The sequence below is a fragment of the Candidatus Brachybacter algidus genome, from assembly GCF_016707225.1.
GTDB classification, from domain to species: Bacteria; Bacteroidota; Bacteroidia; order Chitinophagales; family Saprospiraceae; genus Parvibacillus; species Parvibacillus algidus.
In genome coordinates this window covers 695,808-722,323 of the sequence record NZ_JADJID010000001.1, presented here as the reverse complement: position 1 = coordinate 722,323, position 26,516 = coordinate 695,808, and the positions used below count along the sequence as shown (strand labels likewise).

Genomic DNA, 26,516 nt, shown 5'->3' with positions numbered 1-26,516 from the left:
TTCTTATATTGCATCGTTTTTTGAACAAGAACCTTACGAACGAACCATGATCAAATCTATACAAATCTTGTATATATTGTGCTTGCTCTTTATGGGCAACACCTTATGTACAGCACAAACAGATTCGTATGAAGATTACTACAATATATTTCCGACTGACTCTGTTGTAATTACCATACCGAAATACGCGAATTCATTTTTCTACACCAAATTACCCGATCCACTTAAAGGTCAAACTGATCAGGATCTTTCAGATGATACCAAATTCACCATAAGGTACAAGCCAAACCCTGGATTCGTTGGAAGGGATACTTTTCAGATCGTTTATTTTCTACCAAATCCTGTAAACGGAGAATTAGCTAAAAAATCAAAGAAAGTAGTTGTTAAAACATCTTCATTTATTCTGAATGATGATACTTACAGCTTTTACACAACAGATTCTAATAAGGTATTAGATGTGCTGTCGAATGATAATATTCCGGGTGGAAATGTTGAAATTAAGTTTCTTCCTACACCTTCATCATCAAAATTAAAGATAAGTGGAGATAAACAAACAGTTATCTTCGAGTCCTGCAATAATGCCGTATCTGAAGAATTAAAATATATTGTTTCAAATGGCACTAGTCAGGAGATCGGTAGAATTAGAATAACGGTCAAAGACACTTCGAATGTAGCTACCAATAAAGTCTTTACAAAATTTTTAGTTAAAAATTCGACATCGGACTTTAATCATCCCTATACATACAGATCTACCATCTTGGATCCATCACATGGCTCTCTGACTGTTCTGAATGATGAAATAACATATAGACCAGATAGCGCTTGGGTGGGAGTAGATACGGTTACTATAAACGTGGGGACTGAGAACAACAACTCATTACATACTTTTTACTTCAAAGTATTTGATTTCGATCAACCTAATATGTTAGCATTTGACGATTATTTCTATACACTCAAAAATCAATTTGTCAGCATTAATGTACTAAAAAATGATTTTACTACAGCACTTGAGGTAGAAATATTTGAAGCTCCTGAGCATGGTACATTGCTTAAGCAAGGAAATGGTATATATAAATATACTCCGGATCTTGGCTTCAGCGGTACTGATGTAATTATTTACAAAGCATGTGATCTTGCTTCCAATGTTTGTGAGTATGCTGCAGCTACTATTACTATTAGTGATTTTGCTCCCGATAATGTTTCTTATTTATCTACAGCAAAAAACAATCACATTTTTGTCAAATATCCTTTTCCAGTAAATGGGTACAAGTTGACTTCAATTCCAGATTATCCTGATCATGGTATTGCAGATATAGACTTTCAAAAAGACCTCATGTATTCACCAAGCCTTGATTTTGTAGGCTTGGATAGTATGAAGATTAAATATACCTTAACTTCCAATCCATCAATCTTTTTTACAATAAGATTATACATTAATGTATATGATGTCGTTTCGAATTGTCATGAGAATTGTGTTTGGCCTGGAGATCACAATAACGATGGCAGAGTAGATATGAAAGATCTTACTTTCATAGCACCATTCGTTGGAGAGACAGGAACAGCAAGAACTAATCCAGTAAATGATTATTGGATAGGACAAGGAGCTCAGGATTGGGATGCTTCTAAAGATAATATTAATTTAAAATATGGTGATTCTGATGGGAATGGATTAATATCAACAGAGGACACCACTCTATTGAGCGTATTCTATAGAAACCTTCATGGCATTAGAGTTAATAAAGGAATTAATTCTCTTTCATTGCCGTTTTATTTGAGTTCAGACAAAGACTATTACTATCCTGGCGATGAAATTACTATCAATTTTAAAATAGGAAATGAGACAAGCCCTATAAAAGATCTTAACAGCTTCACCGCCAGTTTCAATTTTTCGCCAGCATTTAACCAAACTGAGTTAAATGGAAATTTCACAAAAGATCACTGGTTGTCTGACAATGATAATATGCTACAATTGGTAAAAAAACCATTTGGCAATACCGTTGATTTTGGAAGTGCAAGACTATCAGGTAAGGGTGTAGCAGGATATGGCGACATTGCTGTTATTAAAAGTATAATAGAAGATGAGCTGGAAGGATTTAAAGATGATGAGGGTATATACTATGCACAAATTCAGATCAATGATGGTACTTTGACGCTTGGAGATGGTACCATCCTAAACACTGCACCTCAGACTTTCAATATTCCAATCAAAGTGGAAAGAAAGCACTTATCGGAAACCGATAAACAAGTAAGAATCTATCCGAATCCAACAGCTTCAAGCTTTGAAATCAAGACAAACAACAAGGATAATATTATAAAATCTATATATATATATTCTATATCAGGTCAAAATATTATTTCTTTAGACAAAATTAATCAAAATAAAGTTGGTATAAACCTTGGTAATTATCCTTCAGGTTTGTATCTTGTCAAGACTTTTACTACAACAGGTGTAGAAGTTTCGAAAGTAGAAAAACTTTAAATTTATATATCCAATTGAATACTTAGGTATAACTGTTTAGTTTCTAAGTACTACTTTGGGTTAAAGAGAAAAGCTGGTTTTCCAGCAAAGAATGATTTTGGATTTGTTCATTATTCGTAGTGAGTTGTTGCGGCGACTCACTTTTTTTATGTTTAAAATTTTAAATTAGAATCAATCTAAATTGATATCTTTGTCAGACTATTAAACTGTATGATTATTATCCTGAATGTATAAACTAAGTGATTTAAAAGTTGGCGAAAAATGTATTATTCGTTCATTTGAAAATGATGCCATCGCTATCAAATTAATAAGTATGGGCGTTTACCCAAATTCAACCGCCATTATATTTCACTCCAACCACAATAAATATGCACTTTTCATAATAATCGGCACCTTAAAAATCGCATTATTAAGAGAAGAAGCAGCAGGGATTAATGTAGATAAAATCGCTGCCTAAAATGAAAACAAAAGTAATAAGCATTGCTTTGGCTGGGAATCCAAACAGTGGTAAATCCAGCCTATTTAATTTATTAACTGGTCTTAATCAAAAAATAGCCAACTTTCCAGGTGTCACAGTTGAAAAGAAAAGCGGAAAATTTCTTTTAGCTAACGGAGATATAGCGCAACTTGTGGATTATCCGGGAGCATATAGCATGCATGCAATTACTCTGGACGAACAAGTATTTACCAAACTTATAGAGGATAGGACCAATCAAGATTATCCAGACATTATTTGTTATGTTATAAATGCTGAACATATCGAGCGTCATTTGCTCCTAGCTACTCAACTGCAAGATCTGGAAATACCAACTATCATAGCACTATCCATGTCGGATATTGAAAACTTGGATGATATCAAGCTCAATTCGCTGCGCGAAATGTTTAGAGTGCCTGTTATTCAGATCAGTTCCAGAACAGGAGAAGGACTTGAAGAGTTAAAAAATGAAATAAGTAAGATCTCAGAACAAATTTTAATTGGTAAATATCAGCAGCAGAAGTTCCTACAAAATACTAATTGGTTAGGCAAGCTTGAAGATTTAAAATTATTGGATACTCTGAAAATAACGGATAATTCATACACTAACTTTTTAAGCTTAATTTTATTTTCAAATAAAAATGATGGTTCCAGCAGTGCATCGATATTAAAGGCCCAGGTTTGGGACACCATGTTAAGGTATGATCAGTTGCAGCCCCTTATAAAAGTATTGAAATCAAAGGATAATGTACAAGATATAAAGCATGGAAATCTGGATAGAATTCTTGTTCATCCGGTCTGGGGTATGCTCATCTTTACTTTGATTATGTTAGTCGTATTTCAATCAATTTTTTCTTGGTCTGAAAAACCAATAGAATTTTTAGAAAATGCATTTTCATATTCAGCAGATTTACTTAGCAATATGCTGCCAGCTGCCTGGTGGTCAGATATGATCATCAATGGCGTTATCCCTGGACTAAGCGGAATCATTGTGTTTGTGCCCCAGATAATGTTTCTCTTCTTTTTTATATCAATTCTAGAAGAAACTGGATATATGAGTAGAGTTGTATATCTGTTTGACTTTTGGATGCGCAAATTTGGATTGAATGGTCGCAGTACTATAGCTCTTATCGCGGGAGGCGCTTGTGCTATCCCCGCAATTATGAGTACAAGGACAATATCAAATTGGAAAGAAAGGCTCATCACTATTCTTGTAACTCCTTTGATTAGTTGCTCCGCAAGGCTCCCCGTTTATTCATTGCTGATTGTTTTTATTATTCCAGTTGGAAAAATATTTGGTTTACTTAATTATAGAGGTCTCGCCTTTTTTGGAATTTATGTATTTAGCACTCTGGCTGCTCTATTTGCAGCATGGGTTTTTAAAAAGATACTTAAATCGAACGAACCCAGCCAATTGATGCTCGAACTACCAAACTATAAAATGCCTATTATAAAGAATGTTGCATTCAATGTATGGGAAAAAGTAAGATCTTTTATTGTTGAAGCTGGTAAAGTTATCTTTGTGATATCAGTTATACTATGGGCCTTAACATCATATGGACCAGAGGAAAGAATACAGGAAGCTTTGATTAAGCTTGAAAAGGAAAAGATAAATAACACCAACGAAAAAATGATTAGCACCGAATCATCCATTAGGCTAGAAAATTCATATGCCGGTGTGATGGGTCATTGGATAGAACCAGCTATTCGGCCACTAGGCTTTGATTGGAAGATTGGAATCGCACTGATCGCTTCCTTTGCTGCACGTGAAGTATTTGTTGGGACTGTTGCTACTATTTATAGTTCGCACGATGACGGAGAAAACACTGAGAAGTTGTCTGTTCTTCTATCGAAACAAATCAATCCAAATACTGGAAAGAAAGTTTTCAACATAGCTACTTCAGCATCACTTATAATGTTCTATATGTTCGCCATGCAATGTTTAAGCACAGTAGCTGTGGTAAAGAAGGAGACCGGAAGCTGGAAATGGCCAATCATACAATTAGTAATCTATACGTTGCTTGCATATTTAGCAAGCTTACTAACATATAACCTTTTAGCAGGTTAGTATTTCTAAAGCATATCTAATAGAAGGTCATGTGATATTTAGGTTCAGGTATGTTATATTTGCAACGAAATTTTGAATTGGACGGGATTTACCCCGACCTTTCTAAATTTATGATTGAACGTAAAATGACAAGATGAAACTAAAATACAATTATTTATGGCTTAGTATATTGGCAGTCATTGTAACCTCTTGTATCCCAAATAAGCCCAAATCTGATATTAGCTTTGCGCTTGATTTGGAGAATAAAGATATTCAGATGGCTTATGAAGCAGGATACAAAAAGTCCAAAGACACCTTGTTTAGTTTGTTCCATCATGCAGACCCTACGATAAGATATATAGCAGTAAATGCTTTTGCATCTTGGTCAGATTCTACCGCTATTGACTCTATTGCTGCACTGCTAAAGGATTCGGATGAAAATGTAAGGATTGGAGCTGCATATTCACTTGGACAAATAAGGAATATTAAAGCGGAAAGTTACCTCGTCAATGCTTTTCAAAAATTTGATAGCTTGAATAATAATCAATATTTCAATGCTACCTTGCTTGAAGCTATTGGAAAGTGTGGCTCATTAAATAGCCTGAAACAAATAAGCAGTGTAAAGTCCTATAAGCCAAGTGATTCTATAGTGGTCATTGGTCAGGCAAAGGCTATTTTTCGGTTTGCCACCCGTGACATTGTGTCAAATGAAGGTACTAAAGCAGCCGTGAATCTGGTGGTCAACACCTCCTACCCATATGATGCAAGATTGTATGCAGCAAACTATTTAGCGAGAGCTAAAGGTATTGAATTGAAGAATTATGCCGATACACTTATCAATGCTTTTAATGCCGTACAAGATCATAATATTAATTTATCTCTTGCCCTGGCAATTACAAAATCAAAAACTACTTCAAGTTTTGCATTTCTGGAATCAGAATTAGGTAAATCCAATGATCAGGGTATTAGATATAATTTGATCTCAAATCTTAAACAATACACTTACGCCAATGCTGATACAATAGCATTTCAATATCTCAAAGATAATAACCCAGTAATTGCTAGAGAAGCCGGATCATATTTGGTTCAGAATGGTAATGCTAATGATTCAAAAAAATATTTCAATTACTTTTTAGACCCAACGACGAATAAGGCCGCCCACATAGAAATATTAGCAGCTTCAAATAAACATATGCCTTATACTTTTTCAGTTACAAAAACAGCAATAAATAATATTCTAAAAGATTCATTATTAAGAGTATCAGATATCTACAGGAAAACTGACATCATAGATGCACTTTCTTATGATGTTACGAATTTTGTGTTCATTCGAGATGCTACCCAAAAAGCTCCGGATAAAGTAATCCAGGTAGCAGGACTCGCTAGTTTTACAAATATTCTCGCAAGTCCATACTTTTCGAAAGTATACAAATCGAATTATATTCCATATAAAAAATTGATTTTCTCCTATTTGATTAATGGTTTGATGTCAGGTGATGTTGGACTTGTATCGACTGCAGCAGTTGTATTAAGAGATCCTATTTTAGGACTTAAAACCTTCTACCCAAGTGATTCATTATTCAAAATTGTGCTTAAAAGGCAGAAATTACCAGAAAACGTCGAGGCATACAAGGAAGTAGCAAAAACATTAAGTTATTGGAATGGTCTTCCGGAAAAACAACCTCAAGATATAGGATTCAGAATGCTTGATTGGGCTGTATTAAACAATATAAGTGACTCAACGACTTGTGAGATTTCAACCTCAAAAGGAGTTATAAAAATACTTATGCTTCCTTCTAAAGCACCTATGACTGTAGCCAATTGGGTTGAACTGGTAAAAAGAAACTATTTCAATGGAAAAAACTTCCACCGCATAGTGCAGAACTTTGTCGCACAAGGTGGCTGCAATCGAGGAGATGGCTTTGGTGCAACAAATTATACGATCAGATCTGAATTTAGTCACATCTATTATGACCGGGAAGGAATGGTTGGTATGGCATCCTCAGGGGCTGATACTGAAAGCGCACAATTTTTTATCACCACAGCTCCTGCTCCTCACCTCGATGGAAGATATACAATCTTTGCCAAAGTAATAAAAGGAATGGATGTAGTAAAAAGGCTGCAAAGAGGTGATAAAATTAATAAAGTAACCTTAAAATAGATTCAAAAAGAATTATAAAACATAAACACATGAAAGAAACACCACTTACTGCAAAACATATAGCTCTAGGCGCTAAAATGGCGGAATTCGCAGGTTACAATATGCCTATTTCTTATAAAGGTATAATTGAAGAACATAAGGCAGTCAGAAATTCAGTAGGCTTATTTGACGTAAGCCATATGGGTGAATTTATATTAAAAGGAAAAGACGCGGAAAAGCTGATTCAATCCACCACGTCTAATGATGTTTCTCTACTTGAGCCAGGTGCTGCTCAGTACTCATGTCTTCCAAATAAAAATGGTGGTATAGTTGATGATCTATTAGTTTACCGTCTAACTCAAGACCAATGCGCAGAAGGAGAAAAGGCTTTTATGCTAGTTGTAAACGCAGGAAATATCCAAAAAGATTGGGAATGGATAAAGTCGGCTGACAACAATGACCTTAAAATGACAGACATCTCCGACAAGACTGCATTATTAGCTTTACAAGGGCCTAAAGCTATAGATACATTGCAGAAATTAACATCGAATAATTTATCTGAAATTGAATATTATCATTTCGAAAAAGGAACAGTAGCCGGGATTGAAAATGTGATTATTTCCGCAACAGGTTATACTGGGTCCGGTGGATTTGAATTGTATTGTGACAACCAATATGCTGATAAACTTTGGGATGCATTAATAGATGCTGGTCAAGAATATGACATCATGCCAGTAGGTTTAGGTGCCAGAGATACACTGAGATTAGAAATGGGATTCTGCCTTTATGGCAATGATATCAATGATACATCATCCCCAATGGAAGCAGGTCTTGGTTGGATAACTAAACTTAATAAAGGTACATTTAATTCTTCAGAGATATTCAAAAAACAAAAAGCTGAAGGAGTCGAAAAGAAACTTGTTGGTTTTAAATTAAGCGACAGACGTGTTCCAAGACATGGTTATAAGATAAAGACGGAAGATGGAAATGAAATTGGCGAAGTTACCAGTGGCACCATGTCACCAATTCTTGAGTATCCGATAGGTATGGGTTACGTTTCCACTAACCTTAGTAAAGAAGGTAATATTATTTATATAGACATCAACAATAAACTTTTTCCGGCAACCATCGTTAAACTCCCATTCGTGAATATTTAAAGCGCATTGATAAAATACATCGGTGTGAACAATATCACTTCAATGGCATTAAATAAGGAATATAGCTTGTGATGGAATTTTGTGAAACAAAAAAGGCCTTTATTGATAGGTGGGGAAAAATCAGTGGTAATTGGGGAGTATGTAAAGGAATGGCTCAGATCCATGCACTTCTACTAATTAGCCCAAAATCACTTTCTTCACTTTGCATCATGGAAGAACTAGATATGTCGAGTGGAAGTGTCAATACGCATCTTAGAGAATTAATGGAATGGGGATTGGTATATAAATGCCCAAATATCACTACCAGAAGAGAATATTTCAGGGCAGAAAAAGATATGCTTATCATCTTCAAACAAATTCTCGAAAATCGAAAAAAAAGAGAGCTAGACCCAATTTTAGAATTACTTAACGAACTAGATGAATATCCTGCCAAGTGTCCTGATTCTGAAGAATTCATAAAAGTTTTATCAGAAATAAAATCAATAAGTCAAAAAATAGACAGCACGCTTGATTCGGTGCTTAGCACGGATAAACAATGGATGGTGAATACTTTTTTCAAGCTGGTCAGATAAATATAACCAGACACAATAATTATTAAGAATAAATTTTTCAACGAGCCTATGTATCTATTGAACTTTTTATTTTACTATATCATCATACTTCCGATATCTTACCTACCCTATCCAGTGCTATATTTTATATCGGATGTTTTATATATCGTTTTATATAAAATATTTGGTTATCGTAAAAAAGTAGTGAAAAAAAATATTGACAATTCATTTCCCAAAATGAGCGAGGCAGAGAGAAATTCTATTGTTGAAAAATTTTACAGACATCTTTGTGATCTCATTGTAGAGAGTTTGAAAACATTTACTATTTCAAAAGAAAATGTGGATATCAGAATGAAAGTGGGTGATGTAAAAGATGTTCACGAAGCCTTTAAGAAAAATAAAAGTGTGATCCTTGCTGGTGGGCATTTGAATAATTGGGAATTATTTGCTGTCGCAATAGATGACAGTATTCCTCATCAAACTGTCGCTATTTATTCCCCACTCAAAAATAAATTTTTTGACGATAAAATGAGGGCTACCAGAGGTAAATACGGTTTAGAAATGGTCTCTACTAAAAAAATCATAGCCCATATGGCTGAAGTGAAGGATAAACTTACAGCCACAATATTTGGTGTTGATCAATCACCATCCAACCCTTATAAGTCAATTTGGTTAAATTTTTTAAACCAGGATACCAGTGTCTTTTATGGTGCCGAAAAAATGGCCAAATTGTATAATTACCCGGTCTTTTACGGCAGGATCAATAAGATAAAGCGAGGTTACTATAGTTTTGATTTGATTGAAATCTGCTCAGATCCACAATCTACAGAACATGGCTATATCACTGAAACCATCACTAGAAGACTTGAAAATGATATAATTGCCAATCCGGAATACTGGTTGTGGAGCCATAAAAGATGGAAACGACAAAAACCGGCTGACTACAAGTTCAATTTAAACGAGAGCTGATCAGAAATATTTAAAATCAAATTTTGGATCGAATTTTATCAGCGTTTCGTACATCAATTTGATAACATTTTCAACATCCTCTTTGTGAGCCATTTCAACTGTTGTATGCATATATCTTAACGGCAAAGAGATTAAGATACTAGGAATACCGCCATTGCTATAAGCAAATGCATCCGTATCTGTACCTGTACTGCGAGAAGCAGCAGATAATTGGATAGGTATTTTTGCTTTTTCTGCGATATCAATTACAAATTGTTGAAGCTTATTGTGTACAGAAGGCGCATAAGTTAGCGTTGGGCCGGAACCGCAACTAATATCTCCATTCTCTATTTTGGAGATCATGGGTGTTCTAGTATCATGAGTCACATCAGTAATAATTGCCATATTGGGTTTAATAGTCTGAGCGATCATTTCAGCTCCTCTCAGGCCAATTTCTTCCTGCACAGAATTGACGATGTACAAAGTGAATGGTAATTTTTTCTTTTTCTCCTTGAGCATTCTAGCCACTTCTGCGATACAATATCCTCCCATCCTATTGTCCAGAGCTCGGCCACAATAAAAATTGTTGTTTAATTCAGAAAATTCATCCTGATAAGTTGCTACACATCCTACATGGATACCCATTTCAAGGATTTCTGCCTTTGTTTTTGCACCTACGTCAATACAGATATTTTCCATAGATGGAGCCATATCAAGATTCTTACCCTTTCTGGTATGAATAGCAGGCCAACCGAAAACCCCCTTTACGATGCCACCTTTGGTATGTATATTTACGCGCATGGAAGGAGCAATAATATGGTCAGAACCACCATTTCTTATCACGTAGATGAATCCATCGTCTGTGATATAATTAACAAACCAGGAGATCTCATCTGCATGTGCTTCGATAACAACTCTAAAATCATTACCAGGATTAATGATGCCATAAGCAGTACCATATAGGTCTGAATGCACTTCATCCACAAAGGGTTTGATATAATCACTCCATAATTTCTGCCCATCTTTTTCAAATCCTGTCGGAGAAGGGTTGTTCATATACTTATAAAGGAAGTCGATATTTTCTGATTTCTTAGCCATCTTAGATATAAATATTTTGAATAAATAGGAGCAAACTGCTTAAACAAAAAGAATTCGAAGGTAGTAAATTTATAGAAAAATGTGCTGATTATTGACGCCATGACTTAGGGTCATTTTTCCATAGCAGTAATTCATTGAGATTCTCGGATTTTAGAATACCCAATTCTACTGCACATTGAATTAATGTATCATAATCAGTCAAGCAAGCAATTTGAACTCCATGATTTTCAAAAAGTAATCTTGATTCATTAAATCCATAGGTGAAGATTGCCATCATTCCTGCTATTTCGGCATCAGCCTCCTGTAAAGATTGGATAGCCTGAAAACTACTTCCACCCGTTGAAATCAAATCTTCGATTACCAAAACGCGCTGACCTTTTTCCAGTTTTCCTTCTACCGCATTCTTCATCCCATGCCCCTTGGCAGATGTCCTCACATAGATGAAAGGTAGGCCTAATCTATCAGCGAGTAACATACCGTGCGCAATTCCGCCTGTAGCTACTCCCGCGATAACATCAAAAGTAGGAAAATTTTGAGCACAATTTTGAAATCCATCACAAATTAGCTCACGAGCAGCAACATCACTAAGACTTTTTCTATTATCACAATAAATCGGAGATTTGATACCTGATGCCCAGGTGAAACTATGTTCGTAATTGAGATTAATTGCGTTTATTTGCAAGAGCTTTTTTGCTATTTCCTTTTTATAATCAAACATATTTCTAGAATTGAAGTCAAATGTATAAAATATATATTAATGAAATGCCCGTCACTCTTGCAAAAAGTGATCAGATTGGCCAATTCATGCCTACACTTGATGATAAACTAATCATACCATATCTCGGCAAACCTAAATCCCTAATGCAAATCATAAAAATATGTGAGTCACCGGGTAAATTGAAGGAGATAATTTTACATTCTCATGAGCCAATGCAAATCATTGAAGGACTTAACACGCAGATCAAAGAGATCGCCGCAAGTGGAGGAGTTGTTTTTAATGAGTTTAACGAGGTACTTTTCATTTATCGCAGAGGGTTTTGGGATTTACCGAAAGGAAAAATTGACCCGGGTGAGACAAAGGAGCAAACTGCGGTGAGAGAAGTTGAAGAAGAGACAGGAATCACAGGAATTGAACTAGGTGAGCATATAGGCAACACTTACCATATATTTAAGACGCTTAAAAGTGGTAATTATTTTCTGAAAAAAACTTACTGGTTTAAAATGAAAGCACTAAAACAACCGGTGAAAGTTCAAAAAGAAGAAGACATAGACGAAGCGCTTTGGCTTTCTATACCGACATTTATTAAGAAGTGTAAACCGATTTACAACAATATACTAGACATAATTGGAAAGGTATAATAACTTAATTACTACCCATAAGACACTAACTGTCAACAGCTTATAATATCCAAATTATTGAAATAATAATCATTGATTTTATTCAAAAGTTTTTTTATTCAAAATACCCTGTTAATCAGGACTTTTAATTACCTTTGCGCCGCTAATCAAGATCTTAGTGATCGCATTTGGTAACCATATAAAAATTAAAAATGGCTATTTATTTCAAAAAAGAAAAGGTCAGTGAAATATTCGCTGAACATGGAGGAGCTGCCAAAAACACAGGAAGTGTAGAAGGTCAGGTCGCATTATTTACTTTCAGAATAGAGCAATTGTCTCTACACTTGAAAACAAACAGAAAAGACCATGCTTGTACAAGAGCACTTTTGGCTCTCGTAGGAAAAAGAAAACGTTTGCTAACTTACCTTATGTCCAAGGATATAGTAAAATATCGTGCGCTCATTGAGAAATTAGGCATCAGAAAATAATTAAAAAAAGGGTGTTTCAATTTAGACTGAAACACTCTTTTTTTTTGTTCAGGAAACCCAGTTGTCGCCCAACTTTTTTACCATATTTTTTACTAAAACAAATTGAATATAATGGGAAAACAAAACCCTACTTCACATAGCTTCAACCTTCCTGATGGAACTGAAGTAACTATTGAAACCGGCAAATTAGCGACTCAGGCGGATGGTTCTGCTTTAGTGCGCATCGGAAAAACGATGATCCTTGCAACTGCTGTATCAGCTAAAAAAGCGAAAGAAGGACAAAGCTTCTTTCCTTTATCTGTTGATTATCAGGAAAAATTTGCTTCGGCAGGTAGAATCCCGGGTAACTTTTTCAGAAGAGAAACAAGATTGTCTGATTACGAAATACTTATCAGCAGACTTGTTGATAGAGCTATCAGACCTTTATTCCCTGATGGATATATGAATGAAACCCAAATCATTTTGACATTATTGTCTGCAGAGAAAGAAACACTTCCTGATTGCTATGTAGCACTTGCAGCATCTGCGGCATTGACAGTTTCTGACATACCATTCGCAGGTCCTATTTCTGAAGTAAGAGTAGCAAGGATCAACGGTGCATTTGTGGTAAATCCATCAAAATCTGCATTACTTGAAGCAGATATGGATATCATCGTGGCTGCGACTATGAATGATGTAATGATGGTAGAAGGTGAAGCAAAAGAATGTGATGAAAAAGATTTAGTAGCTGCTATTAAAGTAGCACACGAAGCTATAAAAGTACAGATCGATGCACAACTACAATTAGCTCAGAAAGTCGGTGGAATTGCATTGACACAAAGAGAAGTCGTACCGGAAGTCATTGATGAAGAATTGTATCAGTCTATAAAATCAGCTGTTAAAAGTGGTATCATAGATATATGCAATGCTGCTCTGGCAAAGTCTGACAGAAAAGACAGACTTGAGAAAGTAGCATCTGCTTTGACAGAAAAATTAACTGCTGATAAAGGCGAGGAATATCTTGCTGAAAATTCTGGAAAAATTGCAGCATATTTTGATAAAATCAAGAAGAATACCATTCGTGAATTTGTATTGGATACCAATATAAGATTGGATGGTCGTAAGCTTGATCAAGTAAGACCAATCTGGTCTGAAATAGATTACCTTCCATCTACACACGGTTCTGCCATATTCAATAGAGGTGAAACACAATCATTGACATCCTTGACCTTGGGCACAAAAATGGATGAGCAAATGATCGATAAAGCTGTAGAACTTACGCATGATCGATTCATTTTGCATTATAACTTTCCCGGCTTCTCAGTTGGTGAAGTAAAACCACAAAGAGGTCCTGGTCGTCGTGAAGTTGGTCATGCCAACCTTGCAGCAAGATCACTTAAACAAGTAATGCCTCAGGACAATCCTTATGTAATCAGATTGGTTTCTGATATTCTTGAATCAAATGGTTCATCATCAATGGCAACCGTTTGTGCTGGTTCACTTGCACTTATGGATGGAGGTATCAAGATCAGAGAACACGTAGCGGGTATCGCAATGGGTATGATCGCTGAAGGTGGCAGATTAGCTATACTTTCTGATATACTAGGAGATGAAGATGCATTGGGAGATATGGATTTCAAAGTGACTGGTACATCGAAAGGTATCTGTGGCTGTCAAATGGACATCAAGATAGATGGACTTCCATATGAGCAACTTGAAAAAGCATTGTCTCAGGCGAGAGAAGGTAGATTGCACATAATTGCGAAAATGAATGAAACCATTCAAACTGCTAATGACGACCTTAAACCTCACGCACCTAGATTAGTGGAAATCATTATCGACAAGAGCTTCATTGGAGCTGTCATCGGACCTGGAGGAAGTATCATTCAGGATCTACAAGCTAAGACAGGCACGATTATCACTATCGAAGAGAAAGAAGGCAAAGGTTATGTCAATATCTCTAGTAATGATAAAGCAAGTATTGATGCAGCTGTTGCGAAGATCAGACAGATCAGTTTCGCACCGACCATCGGAGATGTCTTCGATGCTGAAGTAAAGGAAATCCTTGCATTTGGCGCTGTGGTTGATTTTGCAGGTAAACAAGGTTTATTGCACATCAGTGAGATCTCTCATCAAAGAGTTGCAAACGTAGAAGATGTCCTTAAAGTAGGAGATAAGATCAAAATCAAACTACTCGATGTAGATAAGAAAACCGGTAAATTTAAATTATCAGCGAAGGCATTAATTCCAAGACCTGGACAACAGGATCGTGATTAATCTTTTGAAAGGCTATATTTCTAAAGGCTGTCAGTTTTGGCAGCCTTTTTTTGTGCCCGGAAGTCACAACTCTGAGATTGAAAGAACAATTATTGATTCAAAAAATCTAATACTCACCAGAACATCATGGATACTCATTGAATCATTAGCAATACTCATACCTCCAAAAAAGAACTTTCCGATTTATTTACTTTGTTTTATTAATAAGATCACTACAAAGTATTTTTAATCAAGAGATACAATAAATGGGTGAAACTATCATTTAACCCATCTACTCAATTCTGATCCAAATATTTTAATCAATAGCTGTTCACCGAATGGTTATCCAGATAAAAACCATGGATTATAAGTGCTGAAACTTTGATTAAACACGAAATACATTCCTAAAATTTTAAGCATTAGCTCTAATCTTCTTTCAATAAAAATAATTAAAATGCAAGATTTTGAAATTATTTCAGCCATCCTCGAAGGAGGAGTTGAACGCCAAAGAGCCCTTGGTTACGTTTACAACAAATCAAATTGTAAAGGTAAGATTCATCGGGTCATTACTCGTTACGGTATCGACATGGAGGAGGCTCAAGATATCTTTCATGATGGAATCATCACCCTGGATAATTGTATAAAAACAAAAAAATTCAGAGGAGAAAGTTCTATTGATACCTATTTGTTTTCAATCTGCAAATTCCTTTGCTTAAACTATTGGAGGAAAAAGAAAAAAATGCTCTATATAGAAGATATTAGTCAAGTTAATAATTTTGAAATAAACAATCCTGTAAATACCGCTGAAGAATTTATCAAAAAGGAAGAAAAATCTATTTTAGATAAAATGTTGAGTGAAGTTGGAGAAACATGCCAACAGGTTCTAAAAATGTGGCAACTTTCCTATTCGATGGAAGAAATATCAAAAGAGATGAGTCTATCTAGTCCCAATATGGCTAAAAAGAAGAGATTCCTATGTCATAAAAGACTCATGCTATTGATAGAAAACAAAAATTACTACAGTTACCTTTCTGAATCAAGTATGTTAACTCAAACTAAAGCAGTAGTGTAAAAAAAATATACTATATTTGAAAAACACTGCATGGGTGATAGATTCAGCCGCACATTTGTTAGTCAATAGTAATTTCCGATGCTATTTTATTCCAATAAAAAATTTGGTCCTATTTTTATTTTTTACTTGCTTACTAGCTATTTGCCCGGTAAGGGTTTCCTCTCAAAACGATTATTTTCGCAACATCAATTCAAGTTTAGGGTTGTCTCAAAATAGTGTGGTCGGCATTGCACTTGATAGTAGTGGTTTTGTATGGATGGCTACTCAGGATGGGTTAAACAAATACGATGGTAATAGTTTTACACTTTATAATAAGTATTTTGAAAACTTTACACCATTTAATGAGCTGCAGATCGGCAAATTAATGGTGGAGCAAAGTGGTGACCTTTGGATTATCCCCAAATCAAAAATTCCGGAATGCCGTAATAACATAACCGGAAGTTTTGCGCATTATCCTTCTTTAAAAAATTCCATATGTCTATTACAAAGAAAAAATGGAGATCTGTTGTTTGGAAATACATCAGGAAAAATTAAAATCCTGAACCGAAAGAGGCAGCCAAAAGGCGATATTGAGCTGCCTTTAAATGGTAATATTAATCGTACAATCTATTGCATTAGTGAAGACCATTTGGGTCGAATCTGGGTAGCTTCGGGTGCCGGTATTTTCCTCATCACAGAAAATAAAAACCGATTCTCTGTAAAACAGATCCATGTAGAATTAGGTGAACACAATATTTATTGCTATGTATTTAACGATGGTACAGATGTTTGGGTCTCTACACTTGGAAAAGGAATATACAAAAAATCTTTGGCTGAACAAAATTTCAAAAGGGTCTGGAAAATTGGAAATATTACGCTGCCTGAAAACTTGACTGTGTATTCCATAATTAGCCAAAGGAATAATAATATTTGGTTTTCTACTTTTTCAAAAGGCATTTATTGTTATAACCCGATCAATAACCTAGCTAAACAATATGTTTCAAACAGATCAAAAACCAACTGGATAAATTATAACTATATACTTTCCAGCATGGTAGATGATGACGATAATGTTTGGTTTGGTAGTGATGGTGATGGTGTTTATGTATTGGAGAATAAATTTCACTTCAACATCCTAACCAAGGCTGATGCACCTCGAGAATTTAATTTTAGTCAGGCTAGAAGCATTTTTGCTGATAGTAATTCTATTTGGGTGGGCAATTGGCAAAATGGTTTGTTTAGAATTACCAGAAGTGAAACAGAATTAAAGTGGAAAAAATTTGAACCAGAAGGGTTTAATGCCAGCCTGGACAATTGCATAGGTCTTCAGCAGGCCAAAAACGGCGACTTCTACCTTGCTACTCCCTATGAAGGATTATACATGAAGCCAAATAAATCAAATAAAATTAAAAAGATTGATTTAAAAGAAATTGCTTCTGATCAATTACTAGGAATCAATACTATTAAATATACAGGAGACAACGTTTTGTATTTGGGTACCCAGAAGTATGGTTTAATCAAGTATATGATAAGCCAGAATAAATTGATAAGATTCGAACTTCTAAACGATTCATCAATTGGATCATCAATACGTTGTATAGAACCTGACAATAATGGAAACATCTGGTTAGGCTTTGATAATAATGGAATTGGAAAGTTTAATATTAAAACCCAAAAATTCACTCACGTAATTAAATCAAATTCTAGTATAACTAGCACTAATATTAAATGTATGCGTTATGATCCGAATTGCAACTTTTTGTGGATAGGCTCAAACGATAAAGGACTTCTGAGGTTAAATATAAAAACTACTAAATTTGAAAAATACGATATCTCAAGCGGACTTTCGAATAACACTATATACGGTATCGAGTTGGACAGGAAGGGCAATATTTGGGTAAGTTCTAATAAGGGAATTAGTGTATTAGTATTTGATAGCACTCTCTCAAACAAAGTGCCATTGATAACTAACTTTATGGAAGAAGATGGCTTACAGTCACTGGAATTTAACCTAGGCGCCAACTATAAAGACAAAAAAGGCTATATATATTTTGGAGGCATTAATGGAGTTAATTGGTTTGACCCGGATTTGTTTAAAAGCCAAACTCCAAATAGTAAATGTTATATCAGTAGTATTCTTATCAACCAGAGTAAATTAAAATCCGGAATAGAAACAGATAAAATAAAAAATCTTGTTCTAGAATATTTTGATAATAATTTAACTTTTGAAGTCAAGACACTTGATCTTGAAAATGCAAGAAAAGCAAAATACAGGTATAAACTAGATAGGTTTTTCAATTCATGGATACAAACGGGTAGTAACAATTATTTTACATTCACCAACCTTCCGCCCGGAGAATTTACATTTTCTGTATCCGTATCTACAGATGGAGTTTATTGGTCATCACCTACACAATTACACCTATATATCAAAACTCCGTGGTTTAAAACCTGGTGGTTCATATTGACAATATTCCTATTTTTTGCAGGCTTTGGTTATTGGTATTACAACTACTTTATAAAGGCAAGGAGAGCAAGTAAAAATCTTGAAATTGAATTCCAAAAGGAAGTAGACCGATTACAATCAATCGCATTAAGAAGTCAAATGAATCCACATTTTGTATTCAATTGTTTAAATGCGATCGAATATCTTATTATAAAAAAGGATTATTCAAATGCCCTGGAATATCTCAACAAATTCTCAAAACTACTTAGGTTCTCGCTTGAAAACTCCCAAAGAAATCAGGTGCTCCTTAAGACTGAAATCGAGGTCATTAATCTATACATAGAATTAGAGAGGCTGAGATTTGAAGATAATTTTGAATTTTCAATAAATGTAAGTGAGGAGTTGGATCCGGAAAGTATATTCATCCCACCACTGATCATACAGCCTATTGTTGAAAATTCTATCAAACATGGTTTAATACCGAAAATGACTAATTGTTTCCTTTCTATTAATTTTGTATTGGAAGGCACGAATATGATCTGTATCGTGGAAGATAATGGCATCGGACGTGTGCAATCAGAAAGTCATAAAAGCAGCATATCTATCAACAAAATTTCTCTTGGTCTAAAGACTACGGTGCAAAGGCTAAAAATAATGTATCATTACCCAAGTGATGTTGAACCATTCCTCATAGAAGATCTTTATGATGAATCCGGCCAATCGGAAGGGACAAGAGTCACATTAAAAATCCCATTCCAGACTAGAAAGAAGGATTAAGTATTCATAAGTTCTATTAACTCAAGTCTTTTTAACTTGGTGATAGGAATACTCGTATCATCTGATAAAATCAATGAACTATTATCACTTTTCCTTATTTCCTTGACATAATTTAGGTTAATTAAGTAAGATTGATGTGTTCTGAAGAAGGAAAAATCAGCCAACTGAGCTTCGATGTCTTTGAGAGTTTTAGAAGCCATTTTTTTACGCTTATTCACAAAGTGAATCATACAATAATTGCTATGGGCCTGACAAAATAATATCTCTTGTGGTAGCACAAATTCAATGCTTTCCTGGGTAGATATACTTATAACCTTTTTAGCATTGACAGGTAATTTTCTTAAATCATGTTCATGCTCAATATTAGTAACCAATTTGATTAATTCCAACTGATCTATAGGCTTTAATAAATAATCGTAAACATGCATCTTAAGTGCATCCAGTGCATATTTTTCATATGCTGTAGTCAAAACAATCTTGACATTGTGGGTATCAATAAATTTGAGCATCTCAAAACCATTGATATTGGGCATTTCAATATCCATGAAAAGGATATCAATATTTGGTGTTTTCTTAATAAAATCTATGGCTTCTATCGATTTTTGAAATTGACCCAAAATTTTGACTGATGAACAATATTCATTTAATTTCCATACCAACGTTTCGATACAATGTCGCTCATCATCGATGATCACTGCGTTCAACATAAGGCCTTGTTTTTAGAATCACTATTACACCAAACAATTAATTTTTAACAGGTTATAACCTTTAAACAAAACAAATTTAATAAAAAAAAGTACAAACAAATAAAATTTTTATTTAAAAAGCCAATTCATTAGCTTCTTTTATTATGAGGTATTTATATCAAATATGAAATAATAAAATATGTACGTATCTTTGTGCCCTTTATTACAATTAATATCTCAAGTTTCGGCAGTTAAGAAACAAAGGTTGATGGCTGATGTTAGATTTTAGATGGAGTTTAGTCAATTGATTCATATTTTTTCTTTATTTGGTTTAATAGAAAAAATATCCATGTGCTTGATGGAAAGCCATCTAAAATTTACCTTCTAACATCTAACATCTTATTGAAATTTAAATATTTTCTTTAAAAAAGAGAATTTGAATTCCGAAAATTAAATTAATTCTATATGGCAGAAGATCCTTCCAGAGAAGTAAATCAAATCATTCCTCTTCCAGGGATGTATGAAAACTATTTTTTAGATTACGCTTCATATGTAATTTTAGAAAGGGCTGTTCCTATGATAGAGGACGGTTGTAAGCCTGTACATAGACGAATTCTTCACAGTATGAAGGAGATGGATGATGGTCGATACAATAAGGTAGCCAATATTATTGGACAGACCATGCAGTATCATCCACATGGTGATGCCTCTATTGGAGATGCTCTCGTGGGTTTAGGCCAAAAAGAACTACTGATAGACTGTCAGGGCAATTGGGGCGATATACGCACTGGCGATTCAGCTGCAGCTCCAAGATATATTGAAGCTAGACTCACAAAATTTGCTTTGGATGTTGTATTCAATCCAGACACTACTCAATGGCAACCAACATATGATGGAAGAAAAAGAGAACCTGTCTTCCTGCCATTAAAGTTTCCACTTCTTCTTTCTCAGGGAACTGAAGGTATTGCTGTTGGGCTTTCTACAAAGGTGCTTCCGCATAATTTCTTGGAAATATTAGATGCATGTATCGCTCATCTTAAAAATAAACCATTCACACTTTATCCAGATTTCCAAACAGGAGGATTCGCAGATGCAACCAACTATAATTCAGGACAAAGGGGCGGTAGACTATTGACCAGAGCTAAGATAGGCATCATCAACAGGAGTTTGCTTGAAATATCAGAATTGCCTTTTGGAACGACTACAGACAGACTCATAGAAAGTATAATTAAAGCAAACGATAAAGGTCAGATCAAGGTCAAAAAGATCACAGATAATACGGCAAAAGACGTCAGCATTACAATAGAATTAATGCCGGGAATTTCCCCCGACCAGACTATCGATGCTTTGTACCGTTTCAGTGATTGTGAAAGTAGCATTTCCACTTCAGCTTGTATCATAATAGCCGATAAACCTATTTTTACCGGTGTAGAAGAAATCTTGAAGTTTAGCGTCAATCAAACAAAGAATCTGCTTCAAGCAGAACTTCAGATAAAGCTGAATGAACTTCTTGAAAAATGGTTTTTTACAAGCTTAGAAAAAATCTTCATAGAACAAAGGATTTACCGAGACATAGAAGAATCCGAAAGCTACGAAGATGTGCTCATAGCAGTTAGAACAGGACTGGAGAAATACGTTTCAACTCCTTCTTTCCGTAAACCTACTGAAAAGTTATTAGCAAAATTACCCAGAGATATTACTGAAGAGGATATCATTAAATTAACAGAGATTAGGATCAAAAAGATTTCTAAGTATAGTTCTTTCGAAACAGATAAAGAACTTGAGTCATTACAAGAGCAAATCGCAGAGGTCAATAAAAACCTAGAGAACCTGATCGAATTTACCATTGACTGGTTCAAATACCTAAAAGATAAATACGGAAAAGGTAGAGAAAGGAAGACCATTTTAACCCAATTCGAGGCAATTGAAGCTGCCGCAGTGGTTCAGAACAATGCTAAACTCTATGTAAATAGAGAAGAAGGTTTCGTTGGGTTTGGATTAAAAAAAGACGAATTCGTCACAGACTGTTCGGATATAGACGACATCATTGCATTTACAGATCAAGGAAAGATGATCGTCACAAGACTATCTGAGAAAACATTCATCGGCAAAAATATAATTCATGTCGCTGTCTGGAGTAAAAATGATGAACGAACTACCTATAATCTAATATATTCTGATGGCCCGGGAGGTAAGGCTTATGCTAAAAGATTTAATGTTACCAGCATCACCAGAGATAAAGAATATGACCTGACCAAAGGAGCCGCAAAACCAAAGTTGCATTATTTTTCTGCAAATGTCAACGGTGAAGCAGAGATCGTAAAAATCGTCCTCTCTCCTACTGCCAAAGCGAAGATCAAGGTATTTGATTTTGATTTCAGCTCATTATTGATAAAAGGCAGGGATTCTCAGGGAAATACAGTAACTAAATATCCTGTAAAAAAGGTAAGTCTAGGTGAAAAAGGTGGTTCTACTTTAGGTGCTCAAGTTTTATACTTTGATGAAGAATCCAGTAAGCTCAATGTTGACAAAAAAGGCAATAAAATAGGAGCTATAGATAATGGTGACAAGCTGTTGATTCTATACAATGACGGGAGTCTTGAATTGGTCCCATTCGACCTTTCCTTAAAAATCAATACCAAAGAAGTCAATCAAATTCTCATAAATAAAGAAGATTTGATCTTCAGCGCAGTTCACTTTGATGGACATAAAGGATGGACCATGGTGAAACGCTTTAAGCTGGAGAATGATGCTACTTTTAACCGATTTCCATATATAACTGACCATCCTGACTCATCTCTTTTGTTCATAAGCACTGCAGTGCAGCCAATCGTCAATTATGAATTGAAAGTGAGGAACAATTGGGTAGCTGATACAATAAATCTGGCTGAGTTCATTGATGTAAAAGGCTGGAAAGCAATAGGTAACAGATTGAGTTCTGAGAAATTACGAAATTTTGAATTGGTTATAGAAGAGTCTATTAAATCTGAAGAATCAAATACTTCTATTGGCTCAGAAAATAACCTGCATATAGGCGATACAATAGAATTCGATCTGGAAGATGGTCAAGGTACATTATTTTAAACTATTGAAGCCAAAGTTGGTTATTAAGGTCGAATACTTGTTTGAAGAATTAATACTAATACTAAATACATAATGTATAAAATACTAACAGTTTTAACCTTAATGCTCTCTATGGAACTTAATGCGCAGTCAATTTATGATTTTAAAGTAGATGCCCTGACATCCGGGACAATAGATTTCTCTAAGTTTAAAGGAAAAAAGATCTTAATAGTAAACACAGCTTCAGAATGTGGCTATACACCGCAATATGAAGGATTGGAATCCTTGTACAAAGAATTTAAGGATAAGAAACTAGTAATTGTAGGTGTTCCGGCTAATCAATTTGGTGGACAAGAACCAGGTTCCAATGCCGAAATAGCAAATTTTTGTCAAAAAAACTATGGAGTTACTTTTCCAATGGCTGCCAAGATGGTCGTAAAGGGAAAAGACATATCTCCCTTATTTAGTTATTTAACTAAGGAAGCAGCCAAATTAGGGGTAGAAGATCCAATCAAATGGAATTTTACAAAATTTCTTATCGACGAAAAAGGTAACCTGGTCAAAGTTTTCAATTACAAGACAAAGCCAATGAGTGAGGAAATAGTTGATGCTGTTAATTAATTCAATTAAGCTAAAATCTTAAATAGTTTCAATTACCTTTATATTTATTTTTTAAAATTATTCCTGATTGAGTGAAGTAAAACCATATTCTGCTGAAGAAGCAAAGAAAGGTCAAATAGAAGTTATGTTTGACAATATAGCAGGAAGTTATGACCTATTGAACCATGTATTCACTCTAGGAATAGATCGTGGTTGGAGAAAAAAGATGATCAAAATGATCGCTGCTGACAAACCACAAAATATTCTGGACGTTGCTACAGGAACAGGGGATGTAGCTATTATGACAGCTAGACAGCTTAGTCCAAAATCTATAACAGGTATAGATCTGAGTAATAAAATGTTAGAAATTGGGAGAGATAAAATCGAAAAGATAGGTTTGTCTGAAGTAATTACTCTGGAACAGGGTGATAGTGAGTCCCTAAAATTTGATACCGGCACATTTGATGCCGTTACGGTCGCCTTTGGTGTTAGAAACTTTGAAGATCTAAAAAAAGGTTTAGCAGAAATGTACCGTGTCACACGTGTAGGAGGACAAGTTGCAATTCTAGAATTCTCTATACCTAAATCAATGGTGCTCAATGGAATATATAAATTATATTCTAAGTACATAATGCCTTTTATTGGAAAGTTAACCTCCGGCGATGCTTCTGCATATACATATTTATACGAATCCGTACAACAATTTCCTCATGGTCAATCGTTTATAAATATCCTGACTGAAACAGGATTTAAAAATGTCTTAGCAAGACCACTTTTCGGAGGAATATGCACTATATACAAGAGTATTAAATGAGATTAACCACAATTATTTTTTCGCTATTATTATTTTCTTTGACTTTAAATGCACAAAAGAAAAGAAGTAACGACTATCAAAGTGCCAACTATCGAGATTTTAGCAATAAGCCTTTCTTTTTTGGTTTAACACTCGGTTACAATCAAACAAATTATAAAATATTCCGTTCAGGATATTTTTTAACCTCTGATAGCATAATTGGTATCAATTCAGCTAAAGGACAAGGATTTATAGTCAGTGTGATCTCTAATTTAAAAATTGGTCAATCAGTTGATTTTCGACTGATGCCGACGTTTTCATTTACTGAAAGGAATCTTGCTTTTGATCTAATCAATTCAAGTAGACCAATTTTAGAACGTAAGGCTGAAAGTGTATTCATAGAGTTGCCATTCCAGGTGAGGTATAAAACCAATCCTTATAAAGATATTAGAGCATTCGTTTTAGGCGGTGTAAAATACAGCTTTGATGTGTCCAACAAGAACAGAGCGGTAGAAGCACAAAGCATCTTAAAAATAGCCCCTACTGATTTTGCCATTGAATTAGGCGGTGGATTACAGTTTTTCTTGCCATTTTTTATCTTTTCACCTGAGGTTAAATATAGTCATGGCCTCAATAATATACTGATTTATAACGGCCAGAAAGAAACCTCAAAGGTTTTGGATAAAGTATTCTCCAGAACATGGACAGTCTCTCTTCACTTCGAAGGGTAATTAGTGATCAGTGATCGGTAATCAGTAATAAGTAGTGGAATAATCCAATTTTATAGTTAGAGTTAGAGTTCCAAGGGTGGAGGAATTTTTGTTATAATAAACATTCGCATATTGGCGAAACTCACCTTCTCACCTTCTCACCTTCTCAATTTTATAAGTAATGAGGAATAAAGACTCAATTAGATTTCTGAAAGGTAACATCTCCTTTGTTCTCAAACGTCTGAATTTAGTAACTGATTACTAATGACTGACAACTGACAACTAGATTACTGAACACTGAGGACTAAATTACTGAGCACTGACTACTGACCACTGGATTACTGACCACTGGATTACTGACAACTGACCACTAATCTAATATTTAATCCGAGGATCTGTAAGTGCGTATAGAATGTCAACGATAATATTGATCATCACAAACATGACGCAAGTAAATATTACCGCTCCCAGCACAACTGGGATATCAAAATCCAGCAAAGCTTTAACTGTAACTGCGCCCAATCCTCTGAAATTAAATACATTTTCAACAAAAAATGCACCAGCAATCAGTGATGCAAACCAACCTGATATTCCAGTAATAATTGGATTTAATGCATTCTTCAGGACATGCAGATATGTGATGCTCGACTCAGCCAACCCCTTGGCTCTTGCAGTCCTTACATATGGCATACTCAGATTGTCCAGCATAGCTGATCTTGTGAGCTGAGTAACTATTGATACAGGCCTGAGCCCAAGTGCTAAAACAGGCAAAATAAGATTCTTTAAGATGATTACCTTATCTCCATTGTCATTTAACTCAAAAAGTGATCCAGTTAGGTTGAGCCCTGTAATTGGTCCCAACAAAAAAGCAAAAACTATTGCAAAAAATATAGCGGTAGCATAACTTGGCAAAGAATATCCTATTGTTGATATAAAAAGCGCGAACTGTTCAAGCCAACTTCCTTGTCTTACAGCAGACATGATGCCCAAGCTTATTCCCACCACAGCTGCAAAAATTATAGAAAGAAGCGCTAAAATAAGTGTAACCGGAATAGCTTCATACAGAATAGCACTGACAGCTCTGCCACTTTGATAGGATTCTCTCATATATGGCCATTTGACAAGAAGTACTTTATTGCCTATGCCTAATAGTTTAAATGAAGAATAGTTTGCGATGGCAATGTTGTCAGCTCCAAGAATATTGACCGGAGACAGATCTCTTAAGTAATAAAGTAATTGTTTGGATAGTGGCTGATCCAGACCCATCGACTTTCTTTTGCTTTCCACAGTTTTTGCATCAGACAATTGCCCAAAACTTAATCTAGCTGGGTCAACAGGTGACAAATAAATAATACTGGAAATGGTACAGACTACCGTGACAATTATTATAAAACCGTAAGCTATTTTTTTTATAATATATTGCCACATAATGAA

General features: G+C 35.0%; 20 protein-coding genes. 16 read left to right on the top strand and 4 right to left on the bottom strand.

Going from position 1 to position 26,516, the window contains the following annotated elements; all coding sequences use genetic code 11:
- Positions 1–91: 91 nt before the first annotated feature.
- The 7 genes from IPI15_RS02885 to IPI15_RS02855 all read left to right on the top strand — a co-directional run bounded on the left by IPI15_RS02885 (position 92) and on the right by IPI15_RS02855 (position 9,818).
- On the top strand, positions 92–2,479 hold the full coding sequence (locus IPI15_RS02885) for an Ig-like domain-containing protein (RefSeq protein WP_287400611.1): 2,388 nt from the start codon (positions 92–94) through the stop codon (positions 2,477–2,479).
- 226 nt (positions 2,480–2,705) lie between these two features.
- On the top strand, positions 2,706–2,936 hold the full coding sequence (locus IPI15_RS02880) for a FeoA family protein (protein ID WP_287400609.1): 231 nt from the start codon (positions 2,706–2,708) through the stop codon (positions 2,934–2,936).
- Position 2,937: 1 nt separating this feature from the next.
- Positions 2,938–5,022 carry a ferrous iron transport protein B gene (feoB, locus tag IPI15_RS02875; protein WP_287419120.1) on the top strand — a complete coding sequence of 695 codons (2,085 nt, stop codon included), beginning with the start codon at positions 2,938–2,940 and terminating at the stop codon, positions 5,020–5,022.
- Between the two features lie 133 nt (positions 5,023–5,155).
- The gene (locus tag IPI15_RS02870; RefSeq protein WP_287400607.1) at positions 5,156–7,162 is read left to right on the top strand and encodes a peptidylprolyl isomerase; all 2,007 of its coding nucleotides are present in this window, start codon (positions 5,156–5,158) and stop codon (positions 7,160–7,162) included.
- Between the two features lie 29 nt (positions 7,163–7,191).
- On the top strand, positions 7,192–8,298 hold the full coding sequence (gene gcvT, locus IPI15_RS02865; RefSeq protein WP_287400605.1) for a glycine cleavage system aminomethyltransferase GcvT: 1,107 nt from the start codon (positions 7,192–7,194) through the stop codon (positions 8,296–8,298).
- Positions 8,299–8,369: 71 nt separating this feature from the next.
- Positions 8,370–8,870, top strand: a complete 501-nt coding sequence (locus IPI15_RS02860; RefSeq protein WP_287400603.1) for a GbsR/MarR family transcriptional regulator — start codon at positions 8,370–8,372, stop codon at positions 8,868–8,870.
- A 48-nt stretch (positions 8,871–8,918) separates the two neighbouring features.
- Positions 8,919–9,818 carry a lysophospholipid acyltransferase family protein gene (locus IPI15_RS02855; protein WP_287400601.1) on the top strand — a complete coding sequence of 300 codons (900 nt, stop codon included), beginning with the start codon at positions 8,919–8,921 and terminating at the stop codon, positions 9,816–9,818.
- Here the strand turns inward: IPI15_RS02855 and IPI15_RS02850 are convergent, their stop codons facing one another.
- The gene (locus IPI15_RS02850) at positions 9,819–10,895 is read right to left on the bottom strand and encodes a M42 family metallopeptidase (RefSeq protein WP_287400600.1); all 1,077 of its coding nucleotides are present in this window, start codon (positions 10,893–10,895) and stop codon (positions 9,819–9,821) included. It lies immediately after the preceding gene.
- 88 nt (positions 10,896–10,983) lie between these two features.
- Entirely contained in the window at positions 10,984–11,613 is a 630-nt protein-coding gene (gene pyrE, locus IPI15_RS02845) for an orotate phosphoribosyltransferase (RefSeq protein ID WP_287400599.1), read from the bottom strand.
- A 20-nt stretch (positions 11,614–11,633) separates the two neighbouring features.
- Between pyrE and IPI15_RS02840 the strand changes: the two genes are divergently transcribed.
- The 5 genes from IPI15_RS02840 (at position 11,634) to IPI15_RS02820 (ending at position 19,230) form a co-directional block, all read left to right on the top strand.
- Positions 11,634–12,254, top strand: a complete 621-nt coding sequence (locus tag IPI15_RS02840; protein ID WP_287400598.1) for an NUDIX hydrolase — start codon at positions 11,634–11,636, stop codon at positions 12,252–12,254.
- 197 nt (positions 12,255–12,451) lie between these two features.
- Positions 12,452–12,721, top strand: a complete 270-nt coding sequence (rpsO, locus tag IPI15_RS02835) for a 30S ribosomal protein S15 (protein WP_353738730.1) — start codon at positions 12,452–12,454, stop codon at positions 12,719–12,721.
- A 111-nt stretch (positions 12,722–12,832) separates the two neighbouring features.
- Positions 12,833–14,977, top strand: a complete 2,145-nt coding sequence (pnp, locus tag IPI15_RS02830; RefSeq protein ID WP_287419118.1) for a polyribonucleotide nucleotidyltransferase — start codon at positions 12,833–12,835, stop codon at positions 14,975–14,977.
- 433 nt (positions 14,978–15,410) lie between these two features.
- The gene (locus IPI15_RS02825; protein ID WP_287400595.1) at positions 15,411–16,028 is read left to right on the top strand and encodes an RNA polymerase sigma factor; all 618 of its coding nucleotides are present in this window, start codon (positions 15,411–15,413) and stop codon (positions 16,026–16,028) included.
- 16 nt (positions 16,029–16,044) lie between these two features.
- Complete coding sequence (locus tag IPI15_RS02820; RefSeq protein ID WP_287419116.1) at positions 16,045–19,230, top strand: ligand-binding sensor domain-containing protein; 3,186 nt, start codon at positions 16,045–16,047, stop codon at positions 19,228–19,230.
- Here the strand turns inward: IPI15_RS02820 and IPI15_RS02815 are convergent.
- Positions 19,227–19,937, bottom strand: a complete 711-nt coding sequence (locus IPI15_RS02815) for a LytR/AlgR family response regulator transcription factor (RefSeq protein ID WP_287400592.1) — start codon at positions 19,935–19,937, stop codon at positions 19,227–19,229. The genes IPI15_RS02820 and IPI15_RS02815 overlap by 4 nt on opposite strands.
- 444 nt (positions 19,938–20,381) lie before the next feature.
- Between IPI15_RS02815 and IPI15_RS02810 the strand changes: the two genes are divergently transcribed.
- From IPI15_RS02810 to porT, 4 genes are all read left to right on the top strand, one after another.
- Entirely contained in the window at positions 20,382–23,000 is a 2,619-nt protein-coding gene (locus IPI15_RS02810) for a DNA gyrase/topoisomerase IV subunit A (protein ID WP_287400591.1), read from the top strand.
- Positions 23,001–23,072: 72 nt separating this feature from the next.
- Positions 23,073–23,600: a glutathione peroxidase gene (locus tag IPI15_RS02805; protein ID WP_287400590.1), complete on the top strand. Its 528-nt coding sequence runs from the start codon at positions 23,073–23,075 to the stop codon at positions 23,598–23,600.
- A 67-nt stretch (positions 23,601–23,667) separates the two neighbouring features.
- Positions 23,668–24,393 (top strand): bifunctional demethylmenaquinone methyltransferase/2-methoxy-6-polyprenyl-1,4-benzoquinol methylase UbiE, encoded by a 726-nt coding sequence (gene ubiE, locus IPI15_RS02800; RefSeq protein ID WP_287400589.1) that lies wholly within the window; start codon positions 23,668–23,670, stop codon positions 24,391–24,393.
- Positions 24,390–25,103, top strand: a complete 714-nt coding sequence (gene porT / locus IPI15_RS02795) for a type IX secretion/gliding motility protein PorT/SprT (RefSeq protein WP_287419115.1) — start codon at positions 24,390–24,392, stop codon at positions 25,101–25,103. Before ubiE ends, porT begins: the two co-directional genes overlap by 4 nt.
- 354 nt (positions 25,104–25,457) lie before the next feature.
- Here the strand turns inward: porT and IPI15_RS02790 are convergent, their stop codons facing one another.
- Positions 25,458–26,510 (bottom strand): ABC transporter permease, encoded by a 1,053-nt coding sequence (locus tag IPI15_RS02790; protein ID WP_287400586.1) that lies wholly within the window; start codon positions 26,508–26,510, stop codon positions 25,458–25,460.
- Between the last annotated feature and the right edge of the window lie 6 nt (positions 26,511–26,516).